Below are 15,370 nucleotides of genomic sequence, written 5' to 3' on the forward strand. Positions count from 1 at the left end.
GAAAAACCATTTATATTCGTTTTTTATTTTATTACAAGTGAAATTTCCTAAAATTTCATAGTAATCTTCTTTTACTGCTTTTAATTTAGTTTTTATTTTGTGATCTCCAAAAATTCCATGAACTGCGTCATTTTCTTCTGTAATTTGTCCTATATTATCCCAATCATGTTGATAATATGGTATTTCAAAAAACTTATACATTTTCTTCATATGTTCATCTGGAAATTCAATCTCCAATTGATGCATTTGTTTTTATATATCCTTCGTCGTCATAAGCATATGCTAATGTTCTGTATTGTGTTTTATGTTCTTGGTCTTTACCGTAAAACAAATCACACCATGTGGATGTATCTAGGTAGGTGTTTATGTTTGCCAAATAAACTGTTCTGTTCTCTACTTCACGTTCCAATAATACTTTGTCTTTACCTTTATCCATTCGGCGTATCTGATACTTCAAATCTGAGACACGTTCTTTATTATGCTTCTGCCAATCCTTTACGTTCTTCAGACTTAGAGTACTATCGTCAGGTAGGTTTTTAACAAGGGGATGTATGTTTTTATAGGCTGGTGGTTTCTTGGCCGCTCGGACCTTCGCCATCTTATCTTCTATTTCTTTTGACATAATAATTTACCATCGTAATTAATAATATTCTTATTTATTAATTCTTGTCAACCAGAGAACCAAAGTTCCAAAGTCATTTTTCAAAACTTTTCTAAGGCGGGTGCTGTAGCTCCTTTGCCGCTACCAAATTTATGCTTTCATAAGAACTCATCAGTTTTTTTTCATGAATATTTCTTTGGTAATATTGGTTATGATAAGATAGTTTCGGAAGAAAGTTGTAACCTTTATTTAAAAGGTATGGGGAATGATGCCTTGTTAAGAAGAAACAATAGGAAATATTCTTGGAGGGATAAACAGTATTTTTTAAAAGGGAAAAGTCCAGCTTTATTAGGCTGTGGTCACTTTGTAGCAACTTATAGAAAGGAGATATTTAAGGGAATTGTGAAATTTCCTGAGAGAAAATTTATTAACGGCTATGAAGAGAGTTTTTTAGATGACAAGGTAGATATGATAGGACTGTATAGATTATCAACCGTGAAAACATATGCCTATCATATGGGAAATAAATTAGATATGGTAGGTGATGAAAATCCCTCACATTATAGTAAGGTTAGTGAAGAAATATTTCATTGGTTAAAGCCAGCTAGATCTAGCGGAATTCCCTATTCATTGCGAAAGCTTGTATTTCGTTTTTTGAAAAGAATTAGAAATTTATGATTACATATCTTTTCTGTTTCGGCACTCGTCCTGAGGTTATTAAAATGGCTCCAGTGATTCATGAAATTGAATCTCGTGGGTTTGACCCAAAAATCTGTGTTACTGGGCAACACAGGGAAATGCTAGATCAGATGCTTAGGGTATTTGGTCTACATCCAGATTTCGATTTAAATCTGATGACTGCAAACCAGACCCTTAATTCACTTGCAGCTTCCATATTTTCGAATATAGATGAGGTTTTTAAAACTCTTAATCCTGATGTCGTACTTATTCAGGGGGATACTACTACTGCAAGTATAGTGGCCCAGGCGGCTTTTCACAATCAAATAAGAGTAGCACATATTGAAGCAGGATTAAGAACCTATCATCGTTATTCTCCTTTTCCAGAAGAAATAAACAGGCAGGTTATTTCTCGAATTGCCAGTTATCATTTTACCCCAACAGATAGAGCTACAGAAAATTTGAGGAATGAAGGAATCGAAGAGGACACAATTCTGCAAACTGGAAATACAGTGGTAGATTCTTTAAAACTTGTAGAGAAATCTTTTGAGAAGCAAGAAAAAGAAATGAAGTTAAAGCTGAATTTATCAGATATTAATAAGCTTATATTGGTCACTGGCCATCGAAGAGAGAATTTTGGAAACGGAATTGAAGAACTTTGTAAGGCTTTACTTGAATTAGCAAAGCAACCCTTCGTACACATTATATTTCCTGTTCATCTGAATCCTAGAACAAAGCAAATTGTAGAGGAACGTTTAAATGGCATTGCGAATATAGAATTACTCTCTCCGGTGAATTATACTGAAATGATATGGCTTATGAAAAATTGCGATCTAATTATTTCAGATTCTGGGGGTATACAGGAAGAAGCCCCAGCATTTAAAAAACCGGTTATAGTTACAAGGGAATTTACTGAACGACAGGAGGCAGTAGATGCGGGTTTTAGTTTCTTAACGGGTACGAATTCTGAAGAGATTTTAATGCATGCAATTAGGCTCATTAAATCCCCGCCAGACTTAAAAAATAAGTTAAACCCATTCGGTGATGGTCATGCCTCTGAACGAATCGTTAATTACCTTATTCAAAGATTAGCTTAAAAAAAGTGTTTAATTAGATAATAATCTTAGTTTTATCTCAAATCATCTTTTAGTGTCTCCTAAATCAATTCTTGTTGTCGCAGAATCAATAGATATTGATGATAGTAGTGGTTCGAAGGCTAACGTTGCGCTTATCCGTAATCTTCAAGAAGCCGGCTATGGGTTGCATATATTCCATTACACCAGAAAAAACATTCAACTAAATGGAATCGAATGCCTAAACATACCTGAAAATAGAAAATCTCCTAATTTTTTTCTGAGTAGAATTCAACGAAAACTACAACATTGGTTTAACTGGAACCTGGCGAAATATCTAGAGCCAAAATTTGGGTTTAGCTTTACGTTTTTTAATGATACTAAAAGTATCCAGGAAGCTATTAGAAAATTGAATCCTCAAGATTTTGATTTTGTATTAACCTTAAGTAAAGGTGCAAGCTTCAGACCACACTTTGCTCTGTTGCAAATTCCAGAGTTCCATTCCCGTTGGATGGCCTATATTCATGATCCTTATCCCTTTCATTACTATCCTGAACCTTACAAATGGTCTGAACCCGGATTTGAGCATAAAATTGAATTTTTTAGAAAGCTTTCGGAAAAGTGTAGGTGGGCGGCATTTCCAAGTAAATTATTAAAAGAATGGATGACTGGAAAGTTTCCAGGATTTAAAGATAAAAGCATTATAATTCCGCATCAGTTAAATGAAAAGGATTCATCACTTAAAGAAATTCCTGAATATTTAGACGGGGACAAGTTCAATCTGCTCCATGCTGGAAACTTAATGAAGCAACGTTCTCCATTTCCTTTAATTGAGGCTTTTCAACAATTTTTGAAGAATAATCCAAAGGCCCGTACTGAATCCAGACTTCTCTTAATTGGAAATGCTTCATTTCACGAGAAAGAAATAGAAAAGTTTACTAATGGATTAGAACAAATACTGGTTAAAAAATATCTGGATTTCGATAAGATGAGAATTCTTCAGAAATCAGTTTCTGTAAATATTATACTGGAATCAGTAGCTGAAATAAGTCCGTTTTTACCTGGAAAATTTCCACACTGCATAGAAGCTGAGAAACCAATACTACTTCTTGGGCCCACAAAAAGTGAATCTCGCCGTCTGCTTGGGGAAGGTTATCCTTATTGGGCGAAGGCTAATGAAGTTAACGAAATCGCAGAAAAAATAAATGGTCTTTACCAACTCTGGCGAAAAAAGGGAAAGGATTTGAGAATGCTAAGGCCAGATTTAAAAGAATATATGTCTTTTTCTCATCTTGAAGAAACACTTGAAAAATTAGCTTAAGTGGAAAAAAGAGCTTCTATATTGATCGTTTCTCGGAATAGAAGAGAGCATTTGAGAAAAACAATTGATATTTTGTACCGGAATCTCAATATGGAGACGGATGAGATCCGGGTATTTCTGGATGGATGTACAGATAACTCAGAATCTCTCAAAAAAATCTTTCCTTATGTGTACTGGTACGGTTCAGATACCATGATTGGTGCTTCAGGAGCACGAAATATCTTATATAAAACTGCAAAAGGGGCTTTATTATTTGGGTTTGATGACGATGCACATCCTTTGCAAAGAAATTTCATAGAGATTACTCAAAAGCTTTTTGATTCGAATTCTAATGTTGGTCTGATTGCCTTTAAAGAGATAAGGGGTGTTTTTGAAAGTGATAATTTGATTCCAAAGAAATTTTTGGCAGAGGAACCTGATATACTTGTAAATGACTTTGTGGGGTGTGGTTTTGTGGTTAAAAAAAAGGTATACGAAAGGACTAGAGGATTTCCCGAATGGATCGACATCTACGGAGAGGAAGTATGCGTGGCGATCGAGATACTGGATAAGGGTAAGGATATTCTATATACTCATCAGGTTCAGGTTAATCATCGTGTAGATCGTATTATGCGGAATAAAACCGGAGCAGGTTATTTCAGGTTTGGAAAACAATTGAAAAACACTGCATGGTTCTATTTTGTTTACTATCCTTTTCCATTAGTACTGAAAAAAATTGGAAAACTCTATTTGCATAATCTAAAAAAGTATGGGATTAAGGACAGTCGATTTTTTGCGGAATATTGCAAGGCGTTTATGACAAATCTTTTTTATTTTGGGATGATCATGAAATATAGATTACCGGTTAAGAAACGAACGCTAAAGAAGTTTAATCAACTGCCAAAACCTCAATATTGATGATTGAGAAAAAACATAAAACACTCGCAATCATTCCCGCAAGAAAGAATTCCAAAAGGTTCCCGGGTAAAAATCATAAAACTTTGGGTAGCATTCCCTTATTCATGCATAGCATTAATTACGCTAAAAATAATTCAGAATTTATTGATGAGATCATCATTAGTACAGATGACCCTGTAATCTTTGATACAGCAGAAAATGAGAATGTTAGACTTATAAAGCGTCCTGACAATCTTGGAAAAGATACCACCTCCACTCTTGAGGTCTTAGTTCATGTTCTGGAAGATATTGGAGAGAAATATGATAATGTTATTTTGCTACAACCAACTAATCCTCTGAGGCCACTAGATTTGTTAAAGCATTGCTGGCAGTTATATACTCAAAAAAACCTTGATAGTCTTTTTACGGTAAGCAGCACTTTTAAAAAGTTCGGAAAAATTAAAAATGATAACTTCGAACCATTTAATTACAAATTCGGTCATCGAAGTCAGGACCTGGAACCGCTTTATTATGAAAACGGACTTCTTTATATTGCAAAAGCTGAAATGATCAGGAATGGAAAACTAATGGATGGAAACAGTTTTCCTTACATTGTAGATCATCCTTTCGCAGAGGTAGACATAGATGAACAGGTAGATTTTGACTATGCTGAATTTTTACTGAACAGATCAGAAAATAAATGAATCCTATAATTGAAATCGCAGGTCGTAAAATTGGTCATGATTATCCACCTCTGGTGATCGCAGAAATCGGTATCAACCACGAGGGCTCTCTTAAGGTCGCCAAGGAAATGGTAGATGCAGCCAGGAGAGCTGGGGTCGAAATGATAAAGCATCAAACACATATTGTGGAAGATGAAATGAGCAGCGAAGCCAAAGAGGTCATTCCGGGGAATGCAGATATTTCCATTTACGACATCATGAAGCGTTGTGCATTAAATGAAGAGGATGAACTTGAACTTAAAACATATGTGGAGAAAAAGGGCATGATCTTTATAAGTACTCCGTTTTCAAGAGCAGCTGCTAACAGGTTACAAAAATTTGATGTTCCAGCCTTTAAAATTGGGAGTGGAGAATGTAACAACTATCCTTTACTGGAGCATATAGCTGAATTTGGTAAACCTGTTATTTTAAGTACAGGTATGAATAGTATTGAGACTATTGAAAAAGCGGTTTCAATTTTCGATCATGCCAATGTACCTGTTGCGCTTCTCCATACTACTAATTTATATCCAACTCCACCAGAACTTGTAAGGCTTGGAGCAATGCAGGAATTAAGCAAAGCTTTTCCTGATAAGGTTTTTGGTCTTTCCGATCATACCCTGAATAATAATTCCTGTCTGGCCGCAGTTGCTTTAGGAGCATCGATCCTTGAACGACATTTTACCGATCACATGCAAAGAACCGGTCCCGATATTGCCTGTAGTATGGATGAAGACAATTGCAGGCAATTGATCATCGATAGTGCAGAGATTGCCCTGATGAGAGGTGGAAATAAAAAAGCTGCTGAAGAAGAACAGGTGACCATCGATTTTGCGTTTGCGTCCATTTGTACAATCAAGGCTGTAAAAGAAGGCGAAATTTTTACCAAGGATAATATCTGGGTAAAGAGACCGGGAAAAGGAGGGATACCGGCAGCACATTTCAATGATATAATAGGCAGAAAAGCGGCCAGGTTTATCGCTAATGATCGTCAGGTAAAAACTGAAGATATTTTTGATTTTGATTTGAAAGATTAATATGAAAAAAGTGCTATTTCTTACCGGAACCAGGGCCGATTTTGGTAAAATAAAATCCCTGATACAGATTCTTGAAAAGGAAAGCAAATTTGAGGTTTTTCTGTTTGTTACCGGGATGCATCTTCAATATGAATATGGATTGACATTGCTGGAAATAGAACGTTGCAACTTTTCCAATATTCATACTTTTCAGAATCAGACTAAAGAAACGACAATGGATCTCACCCTGGCAAAAACCATCGAGGGGCTTTCCCAATATGTTAATCAAGTCTCACCAGATTTGATCGCAGTACACGGTGACAGGGTCGAAACTTTAGCCGGGGCAGTCGTGGGATCACTCAACAATATTCTTGTTGCACATATTGAGGGTGGAGAGATTTCCGGTACTATAGATGAACTTTTAAGACATAGTGTTTCCAAGCTGAGTCATATTCATTTTGTGGCTAATCAGGAAGCAGCACAGCGACTTTTGCAAATGGGTGAAATTAAGGAATCGATTTTTGAGATAGGTTCTCCGGATATTGATATTATGACGTCGGAAAAACTTCCGGGCATTGATACGGTAAAAAATTATTATGAAATTAATTTTACTGAATACGCTATTGTACTTTATCATCCGGTGACCACTGAAATCCATCAATTGGAAAATCAATTAGATATATTAATCGATAGTCTGCTTGAGAGTGCTAATAATTTTGTCGTGATTTATCCGAATAATGATCTTGGGAGTTCCAAGATCATATCAAAATATAATGGTGCACTTAAAGCAAATCCCCATTTCAGAGTTATTCCATCAATTAGATTCGAGTATTTTCTAAGTCTGCTAAAAAATTGTGAATTTATCATCGGGAATAGTAGTGCTGGTATAAGAGAAGCGCCATTTTATAATATTCCTGCGATTAATCTTGGGAGCAGGCAAAATAACAGAAGCAAAAATTCTGAAATAATAAATATAGATTATAATAAAGAAAAGATTCTGAATGCTATATCATCTGCCCGTAAGAAAAAGGAGGTTGATGCTTCGATAGAATTTGGTAAAGGCAATAGTGCTGAGTTGTTCCTGGAAGCACTGAAAAGTGAAAAGATCTGGAACCTGAATCATCAGAAACAATTCAAAGAGATATAGAGGAATGGCTGAAAGTGTCAGAATGGATAATTCTACTGAGAAAAATAAAACTCTTGGCCTGGTGATCACCGATGGTGTTGGTTTTCGGAATTTTGTATTGAGTGATTTCCTAAAACAGGCCACGGCGAAATTTGAAAAAGTAGTTATTTTTTCAGCTCTTCCAAAAGAGACTTTTGATGAAAATATTTCACCTGAGATCGAAGTAATTGAACTTCCCAATCTTCAGGAAGGAGGCCGAACCTGGTTTTTTAGAAAGGCTAAGGAAATAGCCCATCTTCGTAACAATGCTGCTGGTAACTTTGGGATACAGGATAATCTTACGACCAATTACAATAGCGGTTCTACCAGGCGAGCAAAGCTTACCAGGTTGATCTACCGGGTAACCAGAAAGTTGCATTCCGAAAAATGGATCGGGAAGTATTACCAACTTCAGCAAAGCAGCTTTTCAAAGTCCATTGCAGTAAAAAACTTTGAGCTAACGCTTAGAAATTTGAAACCAAGTATTCTGTTTTTTACGCATCAACGACCTCCATATATTGCTCCCTTGATCTATGCTGCTGAAGAACTAGGTGTCAAAACTTGTAGTTTTATTTTTAGCTGGGATAACCTGGCTTCCAAAGGCAGAATGGCCGGCGATTTTGATCATTATCTCGTCTGGAGCGATCTAATGAAAAGTGAGCTGCTACAGTTTTATAAGAAAGTTTCAACAAAGCAAATCAGCATCGTAGGGACGCCACAATTCGAGCCCTATGTAATGAATCAATATCATGGGTCAAAAGAAGAGTTTGCTAACCGCTTTGATTTAAATACAAATCTGAGAACTATTTGTTTTAGCTGTGGAGACGTTTCCACCAGCGCCAATGACCCACTTTATATTGAAACGATTGCGGAAGCTATTCAGACCAAAAAATTAAATGAATCAGTAAACTTTCTGGTTCGGACATCTCCTGCGGAAGAACCGGACAGATTCAAATTTCTTGCTGAAAAATTTCCATTTATAAAATGGAACTATCCAGATTGGAAACAAAGCAGGCAGGAGCATGCTGAACTCTGGTCTCAGCGAGTTCCAACAAAGGAAGATCTTAAAGACTTGCGAATGATCCTAGAATATTCAGATCTGGGCATGAATATGTGTTCTACCATGAGTCTGGACTTTATGCTATTCGATAAACCTGTGATTAATCCTGTATTCGGAAATATGGAAAACGGACTTTATAATGATCAACGGTTTTTGAAATATGCCCATTACGAAAAAGTGATAAAAAGCGGAGCGGTGATAATTGCCAAAAATGCTGAAGAATTAATCGAGTCTATAAATTTTAGTCTGGAAAATCCTGAAGCGAGATTGCATGAACAACGCGAGCTTATCAAGCTGCAAATTGGCAAACCACTTGAAGGTACCAGTGAGCAAATAGCTGGCGCATTAAAGTCTTTAATATGAAACAGATAGCGGTAGTATGTAACTATAAATTAAATCCTTCTCGAGTAGGCGGAATGGATCGCTTTTTTGTTGCTTACGATCGTGCCTGCAAAAACAATGGCTTCAGAATAAAATGGTTTTTTTCTGATGGAAAAATAATTGAATTTTATCAGGATCTTGATGTGCATATTGCCGGAGAAGAAAATCTTCCCACTTTTTTTCTGAAATATCATCAGGAACATAAATTCGATATTATCATCACGCACTTCCTGGAGTTGTGTACTCCAATCTTCAAGAAGCTTAAGGGGAATGGTAAGCCTTATATTATTGCTGTAGATCATAACCCAAGGCCCATCCAGGGTTTTCCATTGAAAAAACGTATTAAAATCAAACTAAAAGGCAGGCTTTATTCAAGGTTTATCGATCGCTTCATTGGAGTTTCAGAATATACCCGACATCAGATCCTTAACGATTATGGTCAGGGTCTTAGTTCAAAAACCGATGTAGTCTATAATGGTATTGCAACGGATGTTTATAAAAAACGTACCGAAGAAAATTTTGGAAAATTTATAGTGGCCTCCCATTTAAGACCTTCAAAAGGAATTCAGGATCTAATCCACGCGGTTTCAATTTTGCCTGAAGAACTAAAAGCGCTGCTAAAGGTTGATGTTTATGGCGAAGGTCCTATGGAAAAGGAGCTTAAGAAGATGGTTGCAGATAAGAATTTGGATGGTCAGTTAAATTTTAAAGGAAGTTCACCAGATCTGCCGAATCTTTTTCAGAATTATTCATATATGCTTCAACCAACCTATATGGAATGCTTTAGTCTTTCGATCCTGGAAAGTCTGGCATCGAATGTTCCGGTTATTACAACCCCGGTTGGTGGAAATCCCGAAATTATTGTTGATGCGCAAAACGGATTTATCTATGAGGCCGGAAATGTGGAGCAGCTTTCTACAATCATTCGTAATATACTTCAAAAGATAAGAGCGATTACAACATCTGTTAACCCAGTAGTAGAAGAAAGCTATTATCTTGAGAAAATGGTCAGTGAACACGCGGCCCTGTTAGACTTTTGATCCCAAAATATGCACATCGCTTTCCTAACCCCTGAATATCCCGATCTTCCTGATTCAAATTCCGGTGGACTCGGTACCAGTATTCAGAATCTGGCTGCAGCCTTAAGTGAATTTGAAGGGATTAAGGTGAGCATTATTGTTTATGATCAGAGAAGAGATGATTTCTTTCAGAAGGATAATTTGAATTTTCACCTGATCGCTAAACGCAATTATTCTCTTGGTGGCTGGTATCGCTATCGAAAACATCTGGAAAAAGTTATAAATGATCTTGCGGTAAAAGAAGATATAGATGTTATAGAAGCGGCAGACTGGACCGGGATCACAGCTTTTATGAAGTTGAATGTTCCTTTGGTGATCAGGCTGCATGGCAGTGACGCCTATTTTTGTGATTTAGAAGGCAGAAAGCAGAAATGGAAAAATAGATGGTTTGAGAAGAATGCCTTACAAAATGCTGATGAAATTATTTCAGTAAGTGAATTTACGGGAAGCAGAACGATGAAAGTTTTCGATTTGAAAAAGAATTTTAAGGTCATAGCCAACGGATTGGATCTGGAAAACTTTAAACCTTCCGAAGCGAAACCGAAAACTAATCAGGTTCTTTATTTTGGAAGTCTTATCCGAAAAAAAGGATTTTTAGAGCTTGCAGAAATTTTTAACCTGGTTTACCTGAAAAATCCTGAAGCAAAACTTGTCATCGCCGGTAGGGATGTTATTGATAATGAAAAAGGTGAGAGCACCTGGAAAACTTTTCAATCGATACTGAATTCAAAGACATCCAAAAATGTTAAATATCTGGGCCAGGTGAATTATAAAGTCATAATTAACTTACTGGAAGAATCAACGGTAGTCGTTTTACCCAGTTTTGCGGAAGCTTTTCCTATGACCTGGCTGGAGGCGATGGCCATGGAGAAAGCATTGGTGACCTCAAACATTGGCTGGGCTAAAGAAATTATGGTTCAGGAAAAGACAGGATATATGGAGCATCCAAATGATCATGATCGCGTTGCTGAAAAAATTTTAAAATTACTTCAGGATGATAAGCTTAGAAAAAGAATGGGAGCACAGGCGAGAAAGAAAGTTCAGCAGGAGTTTAATTCCACGATCATTGCCTCCAAAAATCTAAAGTTTTACAAACTTGTTTTAAAAGATCAGTCGAGTGATTATCATTAGTCATCATCATGCAAAGAAGCTTGTTAGCGTAACCAGAAATAATTCGGATTTGACTGGTTATTCTGGTGTTCTTACCCAGGTTTTCTGGCGACTCTGTGAAGATTTTCCAGATGAACTTATCATCTGGAAGGAGAAATCGGTTGAGGTTAATATAGCTGATGTTTCTGCAATTTTCCCGCATTCATTGATTATGGTTTCTTGTCCTGCCACGAGTTACTTTATTGGAGATGAAATAGGTTATGTAGATCAACTTCCTTTTGTAAATCCAGATCGGGAGGTAAGATATCCAACCTGGAGAATGAGTACAGATGTTGGAGGCGTCTACGGAAAAGTTGCTCTACAATTCAAATATGTATTTGAAGATATTCGCTGTTTTGGTTATTTGCTGAATTCCATAGCGAAGACTGGACAGCAGAATTCGCTTTTTTGTTATAGCGATCCGGCTCTTATGCAAGGTCTTCAAAATGAAAACAGCCTTGAACCCAGGAATACTTCAGCGCTTTTTAGCTTTGTTGGTCAGCATTTCAAAAAGGTCCGGCTCCTGATCCTGTTTTTCTGTTTTCTGAAATATGAAAAAAAGTCACCTTTAATTTCATTCCTGCAAGCCCTTTTCAAAGAATCTTATTTTCGGCTGAATGTAGATCTACCAGAACCTGAATTTCCAGAAACTGATAACATTTCATATTCAGAAAAAATCGATGTGATCATTCCCACACTGGGTAGGCCGGAGTACCTGAAAAATGTCCTGATCGATCTTAAAAATCAGCAGAAGAAACCTGAGAAAGTGATCATTGTTGAGCAAAACCCAGAACCTAATTCCAGTTCTGAATTGATTTATTTAAAAACCGAAGAATGGCCATTCAGAATCATTCATCATTTCACACATCAAACTGGAGCCTGTAATGCAAGAAACATTGCATTGAAAGAAGTTTCATCAGATTATGTTTTTTTTGCAGACGATGACGTCAGGTTTGAGGAAAACTTTCTTTTAAAAGGGCTTTCGGAAATGCAAAAACTTAACATTGATGCATTAAATTTAAATACGTTACAGCCGGGAGAAACAACGGAATTTTCGAAACTTAAGCAGTGGGGAGCCTTTGCATCCGGTGCCAGTATTGTTCTCTCCAAGTACGCAAAAAAGGTTAATTTTTCGCTAGCTTTTGAACATGGTTTTGGAGAGGATTATGATTATGGAATGAAGTTAAGAAATCTAGGTTGCGATACTATTTATCATCCCGATTTGATACTTCAGCATCTTAAAGCCCCAACAGGAGGATTTAGAAATATCTCAAATGATGTTGAACCATCTAGAGAATTAAAACCCAAACCCTCTCCAACTTTTATGATGTTGGTAAAAAGGCATTATAATGATTTTATGAACAAAGGATATAAAGTTAATTTGTTTCTGAAATTTTATAACAAACAAACTATTAAAAACCCATTTAAATATTTGCTTGTAATGAGAAATAGATGGGCCATAAGTGAGAATAAATGTGCCGATTTAGAACGTCAATTTGAGGGAAAAAGTAATTAATATGAACCCATTAACCCCAAGTTTTACGCTTATTATTTGCACTTACAAAAGAGCAAAATCTTTGCTAAGGCTACTAAAATCTGTAGAAAATCAAACGCTTTATCCGGACCGTATTTTGATCATTGACGGTTCGCCAGATATCGAGACCGGGGAAATGCTAAAAGAAAACCAGTTTAAAAATCTTGACTTTTTTAAAGTTGATGAAAATGATAGAGGCCTGACCAGGCAGCGCAATTTTGGAATCGATCAACTTAAACCAGATTGCGAAATTGTTTGCTTTTTGGATGATGATGTGATCCTCGAGAAGGAATATTTTAAGGAATTGCTTAGCACATATCATGATAAACCTGAAGCTCTGGCGGTATCCGGGTATATAACGAATGACGCAGACTGGCAGAAAGTGAAAGATGCTAATGAAATTAGTATGGATTATTTTAATTACGACGGTTGGAGCAGAGTGGAAGGATCCAGGTTTGAATTGCGCCGAAAATTTGGACTTGCTCCAGATGAAGCACCAGGAATGATGCCCGATTTCTCCCATGGATATTCTACTGCCTTTTTACCGCCTTCTAATAAGATCTATGAAGTGGAAATGCTGATGGGTGGAATATCGTCTTACCGAACAAGCATCTTTAAAGCATATTCATTTTCAGAAAATTTTGAAGGTTACGGGCTCTACGAGGATGCCGATTTCTCTCTTCGACTGGCCAGTAAGGGAAAGCTTTTTGTAAATACGGCGGCCAGGCTTGAGCATCATCATGATAGCGCTGGTAGGCCAGAAGTTTTTAAATACGGTAAAATGGTGCTGCGTAATGGATATTATGTCTGGCGGGTTAAATATCCAAATCCCACTTTAAAAGCTAAACTAAAATGGCATGCCACCGCTTTATTATTAATTTCTGTAAGACTTTCCAATGTTTTGACTTCAAACCAAAAGAAAGATGCTTTTTTTGAAGCATCAGGTCGTTTGAGCGGATGGTTCAGTCTATTCTTTAATGCCCCAAAACCTGTAAACCATCAATGAAAAAGCTTCTACTGGCCTTTTTTTTAATTTTCTTGATTGGAATATTCTTTCTGAATTACAACTATCCCTTTTTTACTAAAAAGATAGGGCGATGGTCAGTAGGATTTACCTTTGTAGAAGCGCCTCTGGAAAAACCGAATATCGATGAAAAACATTTGATCTCTTATGTGGAAGTGGATACATTGCTAAAATCTGAGGGGAATTATATTGCGGATCCATTCTTTATCTTTAAAGACAAAACTTTTTATCTATTTACTGAATTAAAAGGTAAGAATAATGCAAATATCGCGCTTTTCACTTCTTCGAATGGACTGGATTATAAGTATGAAGGAGTGGTTATCGATGAGGATTTCCATCTATCATATCCTCAGGTTTTCAGGCATAAAAGCGAAATTTATATGCTGCCTGAAACCAAGCAGAGCGGAAATGTGTTACTATATAAAGCCATCGATTTTCCGACGAAATGGGAAATAGTAGATACCCTAATCAGGAATCGAAAATTAAAAGATGCAACTATTCTTTTAGAGAAAAATCTAATGGTAGCGGTAGATGATCATATGAATCAGCTAATTTTTGAAAGTGATTCCTTGCACGGGGAATGGAAAGAATCGAAAAGATTTGATGGTCGTAGAGGAAATGAGACTCGCCCTGGAGGACGCTTTTTTAAGTTTCAAAATGACTGGTATTTACCAGTTCAGGATCGAACTTATGGTTATGGCTCTGGAATTTCCATCTATAAGTTGAAAGAGTCTGAAGAAAAAATATCTTTAGATATTTCAGAAAAAAGATTCTTACAGGAAGTACCGGAAGTTAAATGGTTCAATCGCGGGATGCATCATTTAGATATTCAACAAGTAGAAAACCGATATTATACGGTTTATGATGGAGATCGTAATCTTGATGGTGAGCAATCCTTTCAGATTTGGCGTACATTAAAGTATAATTTTTACGATCTTTTCAACTGAAAGTTATTTATGAAATTTGCGATCATTACCTATATTGAACACGCTGTATATAATGGGAAATTTTATTCGTATGAACCTTATATAAGTGAAATGAATATTTGGTTAAATGAGGTTGATGAATTTATGGTTCTGGCTCCAAAAATTAATCGCAAACCATTAGCTGGAGAGACCGCTTACATTAAAGATCCTGTGTTTGCTGAGGTACCTACACTCAGTTTTAAAGGATTAACCAATATTCTATTATCACTTTTCCGGACTCCATTAATTTTGATGAAGATATACAGAATCTTTCTGGAAGCAGATCATATCCATCTACGCTGTCCTGGTAATATTTCGCTATTAGGTTGCATCATTCAGGTCTTTTTTCCGAAAAAACCAAAAACTGTAAAAGATTTCTTTGGTTATATATCAGGTTGGCAAGCTAATTACTGTGATAAGTGTGGGATAAATATTTGGTAATTAATCATGGGTAAAAAATGTCCTAGATGTAATAGTAAAGATACAAGAAGTATGTCAAATTACTTGGATATGGAAACACATACTTACAAAAGGGAAAAAATCCATGAATGTTATAATTGTGGTAATTGGTTCAAGTGATTAATCATGGGTAAAAAACCTGGATATAGAAAAGTGAATACATCTTATGGTACATATTATTATGAGAAAATCCAAAAAATACCATGTGGTAAATGTGGTCGTATGATCAGTAAATCAAGGGGATATAATACAAGATGTAGGTCTTGT

Annotated in this window: 16 protein-coding genes; 14 read left to right on the plus strand and 2 right to left on the minus strand. The window is 36.3% G+C overall.

Going from position 1 to position 15,370, the window contains the following annotated elements; all coding sequences use genetic code 11:
- On the minus strand, positions 1-237 hold a 237-nt coding region (locus QZ620_RS10295; protein WP_295181331.1), incomplete at its 3' end, for a hypothetical protein.
- Entirely contained in the window at positions 227-598 is a 372-nt protein-coding gene (locus QZ620_RS10300; RefSeq protein ID WP_295181333.1) for a hypothetical protein, read from the minus strand. The genes QZ620_RS10295 and QZ620_RS10300, both read right to left, overlap by 11 nt.
- 138 nt (positions 599-736) lie before the next feature.
- Here QZ620_RS10300 and QZ620_RS10305 point away from each other — a divergent pair, with 138 nt between their 5' ends.
- The 14 genes from QZ620_RS10305 to QZ620_RS10370 are packed head-to-tail and all read left to right on the plus strand — an operon-like array spanning position 737 to position 15,085.
- Positions 737-1,279: a hypothetical protein gene (locus tag QZ620_RS10305; RefSeq protein WP_295181334.1), complete on the plus strand. Its 543-nt coding sequence runs from the start codon at positions 737-739 to the stop codon at positions 1,277-1,279.
- Positions 1,276-2,376 (plus strand): non-hydrolyzing UDP-N-acetylglucosamine 2-epimerase, encoded by a 1,101-nt coding sequence (gene wecB / locus QZ620_RS10310; protein WP_295181336.1) that lies wholly within the window; start codon positions 1,276-1,278, stop codon positions 2,374-2,376. The genes QZ620_RS10305 and wecB overlap by 4 nt, the downstream gene beginning before the upstream one ends.
- A gap of 52 nt (positions 2,377-2,428) precedes the next feature.
- On the plus strand, positions 2,429-3,673 hold the full coding sequence (locus QZ620_RS10315) for a UDP-glycosyltransferase (RefSeq protein ID WP_295181338.1): 1,245 nt from the start codon (positions 2,429-2,431) through the stop codon (positions 3,671-3,673).
- Complete coding sequence (locus tag QZ620_RS10320; RefSeq protein WP_295181340.1) at positions 3,674-4,570, plus strand: glycosyltransferase; 897 nt, start codon at positions 3,674-3,676, stop codon at positions 4,568-4,570.
- Positions 4,570-5,253: an acylneuraminate cytidylyltransferase family protein gene (locus QZ620_RS10325; RefSeq protein WP_295181342.1), complete on the plus strand. Its 684-nt coding sequence runs from the start codon at positions 4,570-4,572 to the stop codon at positions 5,251-5,253. Before QZ620_RS10320 ends, QZ620_RS10325 begins: the two co-directional genes overlap by 1 nt.
- Positions 5,250-6,308 carry an N-acetylneuraminate synthase gene (neuB, locus tag QZ620_RS10330; protein ID WP_295181344.1) on the plus strand — a complete coding sequence of 353 codons (1,059 nt, stop codon included), beginning with the start codon at positions 5,250-5,252 and terminating at the stop codon, positions 6,306-6,308. Before QZ620_RS10325 ends, neuB begins: the two co-directional genes overlap by 4 nt.
- 1 nt (position 6,309) lies before the next feature.
- Complete coding sequence (gene neuC, locus QZ620_RS10335; protein ID WP_295181345.1) at positions 6,310-7,434, plus strand: UDP-N-acetylglucosamine 2-epimerase; 1,125 nt, start codon at positions 6,310-6,312, stop codon at positions 7,432-7,434.
- A 22-nt stretch (positions 7,435-7,456) separates the two neighbouring features.
- Entirely contained in the window at positions 7,457-8,875 is a 1,419-nt protein-coding gene (locus QZ620_RS10340) for a hypothetical protein (RefSeq protein ID WP_295181346.1), read from the plus strand.
- On the plus strand, positions 8,872-9,933 hold the full coding sequence (locus tag QZ620_RS10345; RefSeq protein ID WP_295181347.1) for a glycosyltransferase family 4 protein: 1,062 nt from the start codon (positions 8,872-8,874) through the stop codon (positions 9,931-9,933). Before QZ620_RS10340 ends, QZ620_RS10345 begins: the two co-directional genes overlap by 4 nt.
- A gap of 9 nt (positions 9,934-9,942) precedes the next feature.
- Positions 9,943-11,103 (plus strand): glycosyltransferase family 4 protein, encoded by a 1,161-nt coding sequence (locus QZ620_RS10350; protein WP_295181348.1) that lies wholly within the window; start codon positions 9,943-9,945, stop codon positions 11,101-11,103.
- Complete coding sequence (locus QZ620_RS10355) at positions 11,090-12,637, plus strand: glycosyltransferase (RefSeq protein WP_295181350.1); 1,548 nt, start codon at positions 11,090-11,092, stop codon at positions 12,635-12,637. The genes QZ620_RS10350 and QZ620_RS10355 overlap by 14 nt, the downstream gene beginning before the upstream one ends.
- 1 nt (position 12,638) lies before the next feature.
- Positions 12,639-13,661: a glycosyltransferase family 2 protein gene (locus QZ620_RS10360; protein ID WP_295181352.1), complete on the plus strand. Its 1,023-nt coding sequence runs from the start codon at positions 12,639-12,641 to the stop codon at positions 13,659-13,661.
- On the plus strand, positions 13,658-14,626 hold the full coding sequence (locus QZ620_RS10365; RefSeq protein WP_295181354.1) for a hypothetical protein: 969 nt from the start codon (positions 13,658-13,660) through the stop codon (positions 14,624-14,626). The genes QZ620_RS10360 and QZ620_RS10365 overlap by 4 nt, the downstream gene beginning before the upstream one ends.
- A gap of 9 nt (positions 14,627-14,635) precedes the next feature.
- On the plus strand, positions 14,636-15,085 hold the full coding sequence (locus QZ620_RS10370) for a hypothetical protein (protein WP_295181355.1): 450 nt from the start codon (positions 14,636-14,638) through the stop codon (positions 15,083-15,085).
- Positions 15,086-15,370 lie beyond the last annotated feature (285 nt).

The sequence above is a fragment of the uncultured Christiangramia sp. genome (assembly GCF_913046405.1).
Classification (GTDB): domain Bacteria; phylum Bacteroidota; class Bacteroidia; order Flavobacteriales; family Flavobacteriaceae; genus Christiangramia; species Christiangramia marina.